Source organism: Sphaerisporangium sp. NPDC004334 (assembly GCF_053602655.1).
The window spans coordinates 295,782-309,095 of sequence record NZ_JBSGDZ010000005.1; the positions used below are offsets into that span (position 1 = coordinate 295,782).

12 protein-coding genes are annotated in these 13,314 nt (G+C 72.1%); 8 read left to right on the forward strand and 4 right to left on the reverse strand.

The window, feature by feature from the left end:
- Window positions 1-82 precede the first annotated feature (82 nt).
- From ACWEN6_RS08370 to ACWEN6_RS08380, 3 genes are all read left to right on the forward strand, one after another.
- Window positions 83-2,230 carry an ABC1 kinase family protein gene (locus ACWEN6_RS08370; RefSeq protein WP_452569583.1) on the forward strand — a complete coding sequence of 716 codons (2,148 nt, stop codon included), beginning with the start codon at window positions 83-85 and terminating at the stop codon, window positions 2,228-2,230.
- Between the two features lie 136 nt (window positions 2,231-2,366).
- On the forward strand, window positions 2,367-2,921 hold the full coding sequence (locus ACWEN6_RS08375) for a DUF2243 domain-containing protein (protein ID WP_452569584.1): 555 nt from the start codon (window positions 2,367-2,369) through the stop codon (window positions 2,919-2,921).
- 73 nt (window positions 2,922-2,994) lie between these two features.
- Entirely contained in the window at window positions 2,995-3,795 is an 801-nt protein-coding gene (locus ACWEN6_RS08380; RefSeq protein ID WP_452569585.1) for a cytochrome c oxidase assembly protein, read from the forward strand.
- Between the two features lie 9 nt (window positions 3,796-3,804).
- On the opposite strand, the gene ACWEN6_RS08385 is transcribed toward ACWEN6_RS08380, so the two are convergent.
- Complete coding sequence (locus tag ACWEN6_RS08385) at window positions 3,805-4,350, reverse strand: hypothetical protein (RefSeq protein WP_452569586.1); 546 nt, start codon at window positions 4,348-4,350, stop codon at window positions 3,805-3,807.
- Window positions 4,350-4,589, reverse strand: a complete 240-nt coding sequence (locus tag ACWEN6_RS08390; RefSeq protein ID WP_354834142.1) for a helix-turn-helix transcriptional regulator — start codon at window positions 4,587-4,589, stop codon at window positions 4,350-4,352. The genes ACWEN6_RS08385 and ACWEN6_RS08390 overlap by 1 nt, the downstream gene beginning before the upstream one ends.
- 217 nt (window positions 4,590-4,806) lie before the next feature.
- Here ACWEN6_RS08390 and ACWEN6_RS08395 point away from each other — a divergent pair, with 217 nt between their 5' ends.
- Both ACWEN6_RS08395 and ACWEN6_RS08400 read left to right on the forward strand, forming a co-directional pair.
- Window positions 4,807-5,349, forward strand: a complete 543-nt coding sequence (locus ACWEN6_RS08395) for a cysteine hydrolase family protein (RefSeq protein ID WP_452569587.1) — start codon at window positions 4,807-4,809, stop codon at window positions 5,347-5,349.
- Between the two features lie 164 nt (window positions 5,350-5,513).
- Entirely contained in the window at window positions 5,514-7,166 is a 1,653-nt protein-coding gene (locus ACWEN6_RS08400) for a catalase (RefSeq protein ID WP_452569588.1), read from the forward strand.
- 19 nt (window positions 7,167-7,185) lie between these two features.
- Here ACWEN6_RS08400 and ACWEN6_RS08405 read toward each other — a convergent pair whose 3' ends face one another.
- Window positions 7,186-7,890 carry a dienelactone hydrolase family protein gene (locus tag ACWEN6_RS08405; protein ID WP_452569589.1) on the reverse strand — a complete coding sequence of 235 codons (705 nt, stop codon included), beginning with the start codon at window positions 7,888-7,890 and terminating at the stop codon, window positions 7,186-7,188.
- A gap of 167 nt (window positions 7,891-8,057) precedes the next feature.
- On the opposite strand from ACWEN6_RS08405, the gene ACWEN6_RS08410 reads away from it, so the two are divergent.
- The 3 genes from ACWEN6_RS08410 (at window position 8,058) to ACWEN6_RS08420 (ending at window position 12,760) form a co-directional block, all read left to right on the forward strand.
- Window positions 8,058-9,227 carry a YihY/virulence factor BrkB family protein gene (locus ACWEN6_RS08410; protein ID WP_452569590.1) on the forward strand — a complete coding sequence of 390 codons (1,170 nt, stop codon included), beginning with the start codon at window positions 8,058-8,060 and terminating at the stop codon, window positions 9,225-9,227.
- A 9-nt stretch (window positions 9,228-9,236) separates the two neighbouring features.
- The gene (locus ACWEN6_RS08415; protein WP_452569591.1) at window positions 9,237-9,653 is read left to right on the forward strand and encodes a PH domain-containing protein; all 417 of its coding nucleotides are present in this window, start codon (window positions 9,237-9,239) and stop codon (window positions 9,651-9,653) included.
- Window positions 9,654-10,099: 446 nt separating this feature from the next.
- Complete coding sequence (locus ACWEN6_RS08420; RefSeq protein ID WP_452569592.1) at window positions 10,100-12,760, forward strand: glycoside hydrolase family 3 N-terminal domain-containing protein; 2,661 nt, start codon at window positions 10,100-10,102, stop codon at window positions 12,758-12,760.
- 125 nt (window positions 12,761-12,885) lie between these two features.
- Here ACWEN6_RS08420 and ACWEN6_RS08425 read toward each other — a convergent pair whose 3' ends face one another.
- A complete protein-coding gene (locus ACWEN6_RS08425) occupies window positions 12,886-13,308 on the reverse strand; it encodes a hypothetical protein (protein ID WP_452569593.1) in 423 nt (140 codons plus the stop codon).
- Window positions 13,309-13,314 lie beyond the last annotated feature (6 nt).

Consider the following 13,314-nt stretch of genomic DNA (forward strand, 5'->3'; position numbering starts at 1 on the left):
GCCGCCTAAGCCCGCGATAGTGTCGGCCCGGCCGTCGTGGGCGTCGCCACGGGCCGGTGGACAGACCGCGCGGAGGCCGCCTGTGGACGTGGGGATCACGATCGTCATCGCCGTCACCGTGCTGGTGATGATCGGCGCGTTCGCCGTGGCGGCGCGGCGGCTGCTGAACCTGCGGTTCGGAGTGGTCCGCGGCCTGCTCGCCGGCGCGCTGGCCTTCCTGCTGGCCGGCCCGATCATGCAGGCGCTGGCGGGGTCGGTCTCCCCGCAGGACTCCAGTCTCACCCCGCTGTGGTTCCTGATCCTGGCCGTGGCGTGCGCGCTGCTCGCGGCGATGGTCTTCCTCGCGGTGGCCGAGGCTCTCGTGCCCGCGGGGTCGCTGCCCGGTCCGGTCGAGCTGGCGCGGTCGCTGCGCGGCAGGGCCGCCAGATCGCGCCGGTACTTCGCCATCGTCCGCATCCTGGCCCGCCACGGGCTCGGTCCGTACCTGCGCGGACGCCGCCCCGACGACGGGGCCGGAGGGCGGGCGCGGGTGGCGCGGTCCCTGCGCCTGGCTCTGGACGAGGCCGGCGTCACGTTCGTCAAGCTCGGCCAGATCATGTCCACCCGCCCCGACCTGCTGCCCGCCGAGTTCATCGACGAGCTGGCGCTGCTGCGCGACCGGGCGGCGCCCGCGCCGTGGGAGCAGGTCGAGCGCGTGCTGGCCGAGGAGCTGCCCGGCCCGGTGGAGGAGGTGTTCGCCGAGTTCGAGCGGCGGCCCCTCGCCTCGGCGTCCATTGCCCAGGTGTACGCGGCGCGGCTGCGCTCGGGTGCCAGGGTGGTGGTGAAGGTGCGGCGCCCCGGCATCACCGAGGTGGTCGAACGCGATCTGGACATCGTCGCGCGGCTGGCCCTCACCCTTTCCGCGCGCACGCGGTGGGGGCGCGCGATCGGCGTCCGCGACCTCGCACGGGGGTTCGCCGAGGCGCTGCGCGAGGAGCTGGACTTCCGCGTGGAGGCCGCCAACATGGCCGCCGTCGCCGCGACCTCCCGCGACGCGGAGGTGCACGTCCCGGCCCCGCACCTGCCGCTGTCCGGCCGGCGGGTCCTGGTGATGGAGCGCCTGGACGGCACGCCGCTCGACACCGCCGCCCCGGCGTCGCGGCCCGGCGCCGCCGCTGGCGCTGATGCCGACGCCTGGGGAACGGCGGGCGCGGAGGCCGCGGGCGGCGCGGGGCACGACGGTGCGGCCACCGGCGCGGCGCGGGACGCCAGGGACGGTCACGCGGGCGGGGCGCGGGTGGCCGGCGACGGTCACACGGGTGGGGCGGGGGAGGCCGGGGACGGTCACACGGGTGGGGCGCCGGACGCGGGCGTGCTGGCGCGCACGCTGCTCGGGACCCTGCTGCGGCAGATCATGGTGGACGGGGTCTTCCACGCCGATCCGCACCCCGGCAACATCCTGCTGCTCGCCGACGGGCGCCTCGGCCTGCTGGACTTCGGCTCGGTGGGGCGGCTGGACGGTTCGCTGCGCGCCTCGCTCCAGAGGCTGCTGCTGGCGATGGACCGCGGCGACCCGCTCGGGGTGGCCGACGCGCTGCTGGAGGTCGTGCCGCGGCCCGACGAGATCGACGAGGCCCGGCTGGAGCGCGAGCTCGGCCGGTTCATGGCCCGCCACATGAACGGCGCGGGCGCCACGGCCGGCGCCCGGATGTTCACCGACCTGTTCGGCATCGTCTCCGGGCACGGCCTGTCCGTCCCGCCCGAGGTGGCGGCGGTGTTCCGTACCCTCGCCACCGTCGAGGGAACGCTCACCGCGCTCGCGCCCGGCTTCGACCTGGTGGCCGAGGCGCGCGCGTTCGGCGCCCGCCACTTCGCCGAGTCGCGCGACCCGGCGACCATCCGCCGGGCCGTCACCGACGAGGCCACCGCCCTGCTGCCCATGCTGCGCCGCCTGCCGCGCCGCCTCGAGCGCATCGCCGGCGCGGCGGAGAACGGCCGCCTGTCGGTGAACGTGCGGCTGTTCGCCGACGAACGAGACCGCAGGCACGTCACGGGCATGCTGCACCAGGTGCTGCTGACCGTGCTGGCCGCCACCGCCGGGATCATGGCGGTGCTCTTGCTCGGCGTCGACGGCGGGCCCAAGGTGACCGCCCAGGTGGGCCTCTACCAGTTGTTCGCCTACAACCTGCTGGTGGTCGCCTCGATCCTGGCGCTGCGCGTGCTGGTCGTCATCTTCCGCCGCGACCTGTGACCGGCGCGGGCGGGTGCGTCCGGGCAAGCACATGATCAAGTCCGGCTTACCCGGACCGCCTCGGGGCAGGGAGCCCGGTGCAGGGTTCGGCGAGGCCGGCCCCTGAGGTCTCCGGCGGCCGACGGACAGGGGAGCCATGACGACGAGCGGGCCGGCCCGCGCGGCCGGCGGCGAGCGGCGCCTCGCCCTGCCGGGCGTGGTGCTGGGCGTGGGCCTGGGCGGCTTCGTCGACGGCATCCTGCTGCACCAGGTCCTCCAGTGGCACCACATGCTCAGCAGCACCGACACCGACAACATCGGGATCCGGTACTACTCGCCGCAGACCGTCCCCGGACTGCGGATGAACACGCTGTGGGACGGACTGTTCCACGTGTTCACCTGGGTCGCCGTGCTCGCGGGCCTGGGGTTGCTGTACTCGCGGGTCACCCGCTCGCGCGGCAGGGTGTGGAGGTCGCGTGAGCTGTGGGGCTGGGGACTGGTCGGGTGGGGCCTGTTCAACCTCGTCGAGGGCATCGTCGACCACCACGTCCTCGGCATCCACCACGTGCGCGCCGGCCCGTACCAGACCTGGTGGGACCTGGGGTTCCTCGCCCTCGGCGCCGTCCTGATGGCAGGGGGTTGGCTTCTCGCCCGCGGCGCGACCACGGTGGACCTGTGCCGGGAACCGGCGGGCCCGGAGGAGAGGGCATGAGCCTGGTCCGGCTCCGCGTCCGCCGTGGGCCGGTGGGCCCGGACGCGGGGGCGTGAGGGTGTCCCCGCACGACATGCACGGTCACGGCGCCGGGACGCACGGGGGTGTGGTGGCGCTCCTGCCGGCGATGGTGGCCGTCCTGGCGGCCGGGTGCTACGCCCTGGCCGCCGCGCGGCGGCGCCGGGAGGCCCGGGGCTGGAGCCATCGTCGGACGGCCGCCTTCCTCTCCGGGACCGTCCTGCTGGCCGCCGCGTTCCTGCCGCCGGTGGCCACGCTCGCCGCGCACGATTTGCGCGGGCACATGATCCAGCACCTTCTGGCCGGCATGCTGGCGCCGCTCGGGCTGGTCCTCGGCGCCCCGGTGACGCTCGTCCTGCGCTCGGCGGGGCCCCGCGGCGGGCGGGCGGTGGCCGCCGCGCTGAGGAGCCGGTACCTGCACGCGGTGGCCGGCCCGTGGACGGCGGCGGCGCTCAACCTGGGCGGCCTGGCCGCCCTGTACGCCACGCCGCTGTACCGGGCGGCGAGCGGCAGCCCCGGGCTGCACGTGCTGGTGCACGCGCACGTGGTGGCGGCCGGCTGCCTGTTCGCCTGGGTGATCGCCGGGCCGGACCCGGCTCCGCGCCGTCCGCCGGTGCCGCGACGGCTGGTCGTCCTCGGCGTGGCGATCGCCGCGCACGCCGCGCTCTCGCAGCTCATGTACGCCGGGCTGCTGCCCGGCCTGGACGCGCCCGCCGCCGAGCGGCAGGGCGCGGCCGAGATCATGTACTACGGCGGCGACATCGCCGAACTGCTGCTCGCCCTGGCGATTCTGACCACCTGGCGCCCATCCCGCCGCCCCCGCCCGGCCCCCGCCTACGCCCCGGCCGCCCACTGAGGCCACCGGTCAGGCCAGGGCCCCCGCCCCGGCCTCGTCCTCCTCGGTCAGCGGGTCGGGCAGCCGCCAGCCGGCCGTCAGCTGGGGGAGCAGCAGGTGGGTGCAGAACAGCGCGTACAGCCACAGGAACAGCGTCGGAGTCGGCAGGCGGAGGAAATGGTCGGCGTCGCCGTCCATCTGGAGGGCCAGGAACACGGTGATCCCGAGCAGGTAGGCCGTGCCGCGATGGGCGGCCGCGTGGGCGAGCCGCCGTTCGGTGAGCTGGCGTTCGTCCAGCTTGTGCCGCGCCACGCCGATCGCGCCGCCGGAGGCGACGTACAGGACGCAGAACACCCACGCGCCGATCGCCATGCACAGGGCCGCGAGGGCGAACGTCGTCCACATCGCCGGGTCGCCCGGCCCGAGGAACCAGCAGACGACCGCGCTGACGTACAGCAGCCCGAGCGCGGCGGCGCCGAGCAGGACGGTGAGCCGCCGGCTCCTGCGGGTGCCGTACCAGACGAGCGGCACGCCGCGCCGGGCGGCCTCGAAGCGCTCTTCTTCGGTTCGCTTCATCACTTCACCACCTCACTGCCCAGCCGGGGGAACGGCGTGAGCGAGAAGACGATCTCCACCGGTACGTCGAAGTACTCCGCGATGCGCAGCGCCAGGTGAAGGCTGGGGCTGTACTCGCCCCGCTCCAGGTAGCCGATGGTCTGATAGTGGACGCCGAGCGCGGCGGCCAGATCTTTGCGCGAGACCCCGCGCTCCGCGCGCAGCATGGAGATGCGGTTGTAGACGTCTTCACCGGACATCGCGGCGCTCTCCTCGCGCTGCGGCCTTCCGGGGCGGCGCCTGGAGGCCGCGCAGACGACCCGTTTCGCGCGGGTCCACGACTGCAGTACTCATGGCATGGAATGTAGTACACCTACTACATCTCGTCTAGATGGTGTGATCGATCGTCGAGGATCTACGTCATCTATGCACGGCGTCACGGGTGTTCTGGTGGGTTGGCTGGGCATGCAGGGAGACATGGCGACTACCGCGCTCCTTGTGATCGACATGCTCAGCCCGTACGCGCACGAGGACGTCGAACTGCTGGAGGCCAGCGCCGAGCGGGTGGTGCCGCCGCTGGCCGGGCTGGTGCGGCGGGCCCATGGGCGCGAAGACGTCGAACTGGTCTACGTCAACGACAACCACGGGGACTTCACCGCCTCCCGGGAGGAGATCGAGGACCGCGCCCGCAAGGGCAGGCGGCCCGACCTGGTCGAGCCGCTGCTGCCCCCGCACGACTGCGCGTTCCTCCCCAAGGTGCGGCACAGCGCCTTCTTCGGCACGTCCCTGGAGTACCTGCTCCAGCACCAGGGCGTGGAGAAGGTCATCCTGACCGGGCAGGTCACCGAGCAGTGCATCCTGTACACCGCGCTGGACGCCTACGTGCGCCACTACGCGATCGAGATCCCCCGCGACTGCGTCGCCGACATCCACGGCGATCTCGCCGACGCGGCCGTGCGGATGATGGAGCGGAACATGCGGGCCGAGATCACCGGCGCCGACGCCTGCCTGGGCGGGTGAGCGCCCTCGCCGGAGCGCGTCGTCCGGGGAGACCCGCCCGCCCCGCCGGAAGCCGTTCGACCCGCGGATCTTCGCACGTCGGACATTTGACCCGGCAAGGGGCTTAGTTTGCCGTGACGCGGATAGGGGTGGACGACCGACCGCCAACGGAGGGAGCCGTCGTCATGACGGACGTGTCGAGCAAGGGTCCCCAGCCGGGTGACGAGCGCCCGGTGCTGACCAACCGGCAAGGCCACCCGGTCTACGACAATCAGAACCAGCGGACGGTGGGCGCGCGCGGGCCGGCCACGCTGGAGAACTACCAGTTCCTGGAGAAGATCAGCCACTTCGACCGGGAACGCATCCCCGAGCGCGTCGTCCACGCGCGCGGGATCACGACCTACGGCTACTTCGAGGCCACCGGCTACCTGGGAGAGGAGCCGATCAGCCGGTACACCCGCGCCGTCCCGTTCAGCGAGCCGGGCAAGCGCACGGACGTCGCCGTGCGGTTCTCCACCGTGATCGGCGGCCGGGACTCCTCGGAGTCGGCCCGCGACCCGCGCGGCTTCGCGGTGAAGTTCTACACAGAAGACGGCAACTGGGATCTGGTGGGCAACAACCTGGCCGTCTTCTTCATCAGAGACGCGATCAAGTTCCCCGACGTCATCCACGCCCTCAAGCCGGACCCGGTGACGTTCCGGCAGGAGCCCAGGCGCATCTTCGACTTCATGTCGCAGACGCCCGAGTGCATGCACATGCTGGTCAACCTGTTCAGCCCGCGCGGCATCCCTGCCGACTACCGGCACATGCAGGGATTCGGCGTGAACACCTACAAGTGGGTGAACGCGCGCGGCGAGACCCACCTGGTCAAGTACCACTGGATGCCCAAGCAGGGGGTCAAGAGCATGACGGCGGCGGACGCGGCGGTCGTCCAGAGCCGCGACCTCGGCCACGCCACGAAGGACCTGCAGGACGCCATCGACCGCGGCGACCACCCCGAGTGGGAGCTGCTGGTGCAGATCATGAGCGACGACGAGCACCCCGAGCTGGACTTCGACCCGCTGGACGACACCAAGGTGTGGCCGGAGGACCGGTTCCCCGCTCTGCCGGTCGGGCGGATGGTGCTCAACAGCAACGTCGCCAACTTCTTCGCCGAGAACGAGCAGATCTCCTTCGGCACCGGAGTGCTGATCGACGGGCTGGACTTCTCCGACGACAAGATGCTGATCGGCCGGACCTTCTCCTACAGCGACACCCAGCGGTACAGGGTCGGGCCGAACTACCTGCAGCTCCCGGTGAACCAGGCGAAGAACGCCCAGGTGCGCACCAACCAGCGCGACGGCTTCATGACCTACCACGTCGACGGCCAGGGCGAGAACCCGCACGTCAACTACGAGCCCTCGATCACCGGCGGGCTCCGCGAGGCGGAGTACCCCTCGCACGACGAGCAGGGCCCGGTCATCAGCGGACGGGTGACCCGCAAGCGCATCCCGCGGACCAACGACTACACGCAGGCGGGGCAGCGCTACCTGCTCCTGGAGCAGTGGGAGCGCGACGACCTGGTGCTGAACCTCACCACCATGCTGGCCCAGTGCGACCGGGCCGTCCAGGAGCGGATGGTCTGGCACCTGCTCCTGGTCGAGGACGACCTCGGCCTGCGGGTCGGCTCCGGCCTCGGCATCGGGCCCGAGGACGTGGCGCACCTGGAACCGCTGGCCAGCCAGGACCTCACCGACGAGGACCGCGAGCGGCTGTCCAACCTGGGCAAGAACGGCCCGCGGGACGTCACCGGCCTGAAGATGACCCACTGCGTCCCCGACGAGCGGTTCATCCCCTAGCCGGCGCCCCGGCGCGGGGTCAGCGGACGGGCAGGTGGCGGGCCAGGAAGTCCATGGCCAGCCGCCAGCTCGCCTCCGCCGCCTCGGGGTGGTGGAACATCGGCGCCTCGAAGTTGTGGAAGGCGTGGCCCGCGTCCTCCTGCACGTGCACCTCCAGGTGGTCGCGCCCCGCCGCCGCCCGCTCGACCTCGGCCACCTTGTCGCGGGGGATGTAGGGGTCCTGGCCGCCGTAGTGGAACTGGACGGGGGCCTCGATGCGGTCGATCAGGTGCAGGGTGTCGTGGACCGAGGATCCGTAGAACGACACGACGGCCGCGGGACGGGTGCGCGCCGCCAGCGTGTACGCCAGCGATCCGCCGAGACAGAAACCGAGGAGCCCGGCGCCGCCGGCGACCTCCGGCAGGCCGGACAGCACGCCGAGCGCCGCCTCGGCGTCGTCCACGCCGGTCTCGAAGTCGAACCGGCCGACGAGCCGGAGCGAGCCGGCCAGCCCCTCCTGGTCGTGCTCGGCTTCCCAGTTGCGCTGGAGCCGCCAGAACAGGTCGGGCGCGCCCACCACGTACCCGCGCCCGGCCAGGTCCTCGGCGACCTTGCGGATGTAGGAGCCGACGCCGAAGATCTCCTGGATCAGCAGCAGGCCGGGCCCGCGGCCCGCCTCCGGCACCCAGACGTCCATGTCGAACCCGCCGTCGGCGACGGTGACGGTCTCGCGGCGCTCGCGCATGCTTCCTCCCGGCACTGGTGGAGATCTCCTCCCCGACCTTAGTGACCCCGGCCCTGGGGCGTCCGGCCTGTGCGGGTTTGCCGCGCGGGCGCCTGGGCAGCCGCTGGAGCACAGGCAGGGCGGGAAGAAGGCGCGCACGACGCGCCGGTGTGGAGATGGTGCGGGAGATGACCTACCACGACATTCAGCGTCGAGACCTCCAGCGGTCCGGGGACGCGGAGACGGCGCCCGAGGGCCCCCTGCAGCTGTCGGGACGGTCGTGGTGGGGGGTGCTCAAGCGCACCGTCAAGGAGTTCCAGCAGGACAAGGTCACCGACTGGGCCGCCGCGCTCACCTACTACGCCGTGCTGTCGCTGTTCCCCGCGCTGCTGGCCGCGGTGTCGCTGCTCGGGCTGTTCGGCAGGCCCGCGATCCAGCCGCTGATCGACAACCTCGGCGCCGTCGCCCCCGGGCCCGCCCGCGACATCCTCGGCCAGGTGCTGACCGCGCTCCAGGGCAGCCCGCGCGCCGCCGGCGTCACCACCGCCATCGGCATCGCGGTCGCGCTGTGGTCGGCCTCGGGGTACGTCGGGGCGTTCATGCGGGCGGCGAACGTGATGTACGAGATGCCGGAGGGACGGCCCATCTGGAAGACGCTGCCGCTGCGGGTGGGCATCACCGCGGTCCTCGTCGTGCTCATGGCCGCCGGCGCCGTGGCGGTGGTGTTCACCGGCGGGCTCGCCGACCAGGCCGGCAAGGTGCTCGGCGTCGGCGACACCGGGCTCGCCGTGTGGAGCATCGCCAAGTGGCCGGTGCTGGTCGTGGCGGTGATGGGCGTCCTGGCCCTGCTGTACTGGGTGGCGCCCAACGTCGCGCAGCCCGGTTTCCGCTGGGTGACGCCCGGCAGCGTGCTGGCCGTGGTCCTGTGGATCCTCGCCTCGCTCGTCTTCGGGTTCTACGTGGCGAACTTCTCCTCCTACAGCAAGACCTACGCGGCGCTGGCCGGGGTCATCGTCTTCCTGGTCTGGCTGTGGATCACGAACATCGCCGTGCTGCTGGGGGTGGAGTTCGACGCCGAGCTGGCCCGGGGACGCGCCATCGCCTCCGGCCACCCCGCCGACCGGGAACCGTACGTGGAGCCCCGCGACACCAGGAAGATGGACGCCGAGGAGCAGGCCGGAATGCCGGGGGAGATCGGCGCCGAGCCCCGGGAGGCCCGGCCCGGGAGCGAGGCCGAGAGCCAGGGCCCGGGGCAGGGCGAACGCCGGCCGGAGGGCGGCCGGCCCGAAGCGGGCGGCGAGACGGCGGGGGACGGCGGGACGGCGGGAGACGGCCGGGCCTCGCGCGGCGGACGGTAGCGTTCGGGTATGACCGCCCTCTCCCGGCAGTGGCGGGTCCGGCGCGAGTACACCCTCCTCAAGGGAGCCGCCGCGGCCGCCTTCGCCGTCACCGCCTTCGCCGTGTCGGGGGACACGCGCGGCATGCTGCTGTGCGCGGCCGCCGCCGTGCTGCTGGCCGGGTTCGCCCTGCGCGACGTGCTGGCCCCGGTGCGGCTGGCCGCCGACGAGGGTGGCCTCACCGTGGTGACCGGGATGGCGCGGCGCGAGCGGGTGCCCTGGCCGCTGGTCGAGCACATCCGGGTGGCCGCCAACGCCCGGTACGGACTGCGCTGGGACATGCTGGAGATCGAGACCGCCGACGGGCTGCACCTTTTCTCCGCGCACGAGCTCGGCACCTCCTGCGTCGAGGCGGCCGAAGAGCTGTTCCGGCTGCGACCGGCCTGACCGCACCGGCCAGACCGGATCGACCGGATCGACCGGATCGACCGGCCCGACCGCACCGAGCGACCCACCGCGCCGGCCTAGCCGCATCGGCCTGACCGCACCGGCCAGACCGCATGGACCGGCCCCGACCGCACCGAGCGACCCCACCGCGCCGGCGTGCTCGGCGGCATCTTTCATCCTCGGCCGCCCGCCCGGTCGCGGGCCGAGGGTGAAAGCGCTCTCTGGCCCGCGTCGTCCCGATCCGCGGACGCGGTGCGCGAATGCCTGCTCATCCCCGTGTTCACCGGGTGGCGGGCCGCCCGCAGGGCCGTACCGGGCGCCCCATGGGACTCGGAGAGCGCTCTATCATCCCTTGACTCGGCGCTGTCACATGGTCAGTATCCGAACAGTGCGGCTGCGGGGGGAGCCGTGGAAGATCCGCGCAGTGCAACGAGAACGGATGCTCCATGACCAGACCTCCTGTCCGATCAAGAGCCCGCCGGGGCGCCACGGCGCTGGTGGCGGGCCTCGCGCTCCTCGCGGGCGGCGCCGTGGGCACGCCCACCGCGGGCGCCGACAGCGCGAAGGGCCACAGGCAACCGGTGGTCGGCAAGCCCGCCATGGACGAGCACGGCTGCGCCCGCATCGAGAAGAGCCTCCCCAAGCTGTCCGACTGGCCCAAGGTCGACAGCCGGGTCAAGAAGAACCCGGCCGACGAGCGGCGCATCGCCAAGATCGTCTCGGGCATGACCGTCGCCGAGAAGGTCGGCCAGATGACCCAGCCGGAGATCAACGCGATCACCCCGGCCGAGGTCACGCAGTACTCCATCGGCACGATCCTCAACGGCGGCGGCTCCTGGCCCGGCCGCGACAAGCACGCGCCGCAGAAGGCGTGGCTCGACGTCGCCGACGCGTTCTGGCAGGCGTCCCTCGCCACCAGGACCAAGATCCCCGTCATCTGGGGCATCGACGCCGTCCACGGCAACAGCAACGTGTACGGCGCGACGCTCTTCCCGCACAACATCGCGCTCGGCGCCGCGCACGACCCGTGCCTGGTCCGCGACATCGGCGAGGCGACGGCGAAGCAGGTCCGCGCCACCGGCCAGGACTGGGCGTTCGCCCCGACGCTCGCCGTCGTGCGCGACGACCGGTGGGGCCGCACCTACGAGGGCTTCTCCGAGGACCCGCGCATCACCCGGGCCTACGGCTATGAGGCGATCCGCGGTCTGCAGGGCATGCACCCCCGCGGCGTCGGCGACAAGGGCGTCATCGCCACCGCCAAGCACTACATCGGCGACGGCGGCACCATCAAGGGCACCGACCAGGGGGTGAACCCCTCCTCCGAGGCCGAGATGATCAACATCCACGGCCAGGGCTACTACGGCGCGCTCGCGGCCGGGGCGCAGACCGTCATGGCGTCCTTCAACAGCTGGACCAACGCCGACCTCGGCATCGACGAGGGCAAGATGCACGGCAGCAAGCACGCCCTCACCGACATCCTCAAGGGCAAGATGGGCTTCGACGGCCTGGTCGTCGGCGACTGGAACGCTCACGGGCAGGTCACGGGCTGCACCAACTCCAGTTGTGCGCGGGCGATCAACGCCGGCGTCGACATCATCATGGTGCCCAACGACTGGAAGGCGTTCATCGCCAACACCATCGCCCAGGTGCAGAGCGGTGAGATCCCGATGGCGCGCATCGACGACGCGGTCACCCGCATCCTGCGCGTGAAGCTGCGCGCCGGGGTGTTCACCGCGCCCAAGCCCTCGGCGCGCGCCTTCGCCGGCTCGGCCGACGCCCTCCAGGCCAAGGCGCTGGCGCGCAAGGCCGTCCGCGAGTCGCAGGTACTGCTCAAGAACAACGGCAGGGTGCTGCCGCTGTCCCCCAGGTCCAAGGTGCTGGTCGTCGGCAAGAGCGCCGACAGCCTGCAGAACCAGACCGGCGGCTGGAGCCTCAGCTGGCAGGGCACCGGCAACACCAACGCCGACTTCCCCAACGGCACGAGCATCCTCGCCGGCCTGCGCGAGGCGCTCGGCGCCGCCAACGTCACCTTCAGCGAGACGGCCGACGGCGTCGACCCTTCGCAGTACGACGCGGTCGTCGCGGTGATCGGCGAGACCCCGTACGCCGAGGGCGTCGGCGACCTCGGGCGCCGCTCGCTGCAGGCCGCCGCGCTCTACCCCGGCGACCTGGCCGTCCTGGACAAGGTCCACGGCAAGGGCGCCCCGGTCGTCACCGTGTACCTCTCCGGGCGCCCGCTGCAGGTCAACAAGGAGCTCAACCGCTCCGAGGCGTTCGTCGCGGCCTGGCTGCCCGGCACCGAGGGCGGCGGAGTCGCCGACCTGCTGGTACGCGGCCCGCGCACGGGCCAGGGCTACACCGGCAAGCTGTCCTACTCCTGGCCCAAGGGCGCCTGCCAGTCCCCGCTCAACGCCGGCGACCAGGACTACGACCCGCTCTTCCCGATCGGCTACGGCCTGCGCTACGGGCAGACCGGCTCGGTGGGGACCCTCGACGAGACCGCGCAGACCGGCGCGTGCGGCTCGACCGGCGGCGGAGGCACCGCCACCGAGGACCTGGAGGTGTTCAACCGCACCGACGTCGCCCCCTACAAGAGCTACATCGGCTCGGCGGAGAACTGGGGCGGCACCGAGATCGGCCCGGACGGCGAGGCCGCCCACACCGAGATCAACGTCGTGCCCTCCGACGTGAACCTCCAGCAGGACGGCCTCAAGGCCACCTGGACCGGCGGCCCCGCGCAGCTCTACATGCAGAACCCGGCCGGCGGCACCGACCTGCGCGGCTACCTCAACGCCGACGCCGCTCTGGAGTTCGACACCATCGTCCACCAGCCGCCGGCCGGCCGGACGGTGATCAGCTCGCACTGCGTGTACCCGTGCCTGGCCGAGGTGGTGGCGACCTCGCTGTTCCAGAACCTGCCGGTGGGGAGCAAGGCCACCGTCAAGATCCCGGTGTCGTGCTTCTCGCCGAACCTGGACTTCGAGAACGTCAACACGCCGTTCCTGGTCTACACCGAGGCCGCCTTCTCGGTGTCCTTCGCCAACGTCCGCTGGGTGCCGGGCGCCGGCAAGGACCCCGACGCCCGTAAATGCTCCGACCTGACATAGACGCCCTTGAGTAGACCGATGGGCACGCGGGCCACGAGAGGTATCCTCCCTCCCGTGGCCCGCCACCGTTGTGGACGCGGTGGTGGACGTCCGCCACCGCGAGTCACCGAACGAGGATGAAGTGGTCATCCTGCCTCAGGGATGCGAAGGGTGACACCAGAGCGGGTTTCGCGAAAGTCCAGGCGCCTGGACAGGCCGAGATGGAGCGCGATCTCCTGTAGGGCCTCGCGGGATTCCTCCCAGACGATCAACAGTTCGTTCCAGCTTTTGTTGTTGTCATCCTGGTAGTCGACGTTCTGCTGCTGGTGCAGCTTGAATTCAACGCCCATGACCTTGGCTTCATGGCGGCTCCACGCCCTGAAATCGGCGTCGTCCCTTGCGTGGCGACGCATGGTGACAAGGTGTTCGAGTAGCTCCTTGAACGTGTCATCGCCTTTCTCCCGACTGTACTCCACGAACAGAACCGGCTTCTTCACCTTCTGCCAGAACTTCGGAATGTAGGTCGCTAGGTCGTCGCGCGCGGCTTCGAAGGCCGCGTCGCCGGGCATCTGTCG

Coding starts and splice junctions, on each gene's coding strand:
- ACWEN6_RS08375 (WP_452569584.1), top strand. CDS start 2,367: ATGACGACGAGCGGGCCGGCCCGCGCGGCCGGCGGCGAGCGGCGCCTC.
- ACWEN6_RS08380 (WP_452569585.1), top strand. CDS start 2,995: ATGCACGGTCACGGCGCCGGGACGCACGGGGGTGTGGTGGCGCTCCTG.
- ACWEN6_RS08385 (WP_452569586.1), bottom strand. CDS start 4,350: ATGAAGCGAACCGAAGAAGAGCGCTTCGAGGCCGCCCGGCGCGGCGTG.
- ACWEN6_RS08390 (WP_354834142.1), bottom strand. CDS start 4,589: ATGTCCGGTGAAGACGTCTACAACCGCATCTCCATGCTGCGCGCGGAG.
- ACWEN6_RS08395 (WP_452569587.1), top strand. CDS start 4,807: ATGGCGACTACCGCGCTCCTTGTGATCGACATGCTCAGCCCGTACGCG.
- ACWEN6_RS08400 (WP_452569588.1), top strand. CDS start 5,514: ATGACGGACGTGTCGAGCAAGGGTCCCCAGCCGGGTGACGAGCGCCCG.
- ACWEN6_RS08405 (WP_452569589.1), bottom strand. CDS start 7,890: ATGCGCGAGCGCCGCGAGACCGTCACCGTCGCCGACGGCGGGTTCGAC.
- ACWEN6_RS08410 (WP_452569590.1), top strand. CDS start 8,058: ATGACCTACCACGACATTCAGCGTCGAGACCTCCAGCGGTCCGGGGAC.
- ACWEN6_RS08415 (WP_452569591.1), top strand. CDS start 9,237: ATGACCGCCCTCTCCCGGCAGTGGCGGGTCCGGCGCGAGTACACCCTC.
- ACWEN6_RS08420 (WP_452569592.1), top strand. CDS start 10,100: ATGACCAGACCTCCTGTCCGATCAAGAGCCCGCCGGGGCGCCACGGCG.
- ACWEN6_RS08425 (WP_452569593.1), bottom strand. CDS start 13,308: ATGCCCGGCGACGCGGCCTTCGAAGCCGCGCGCGACGACCTAGCGACC.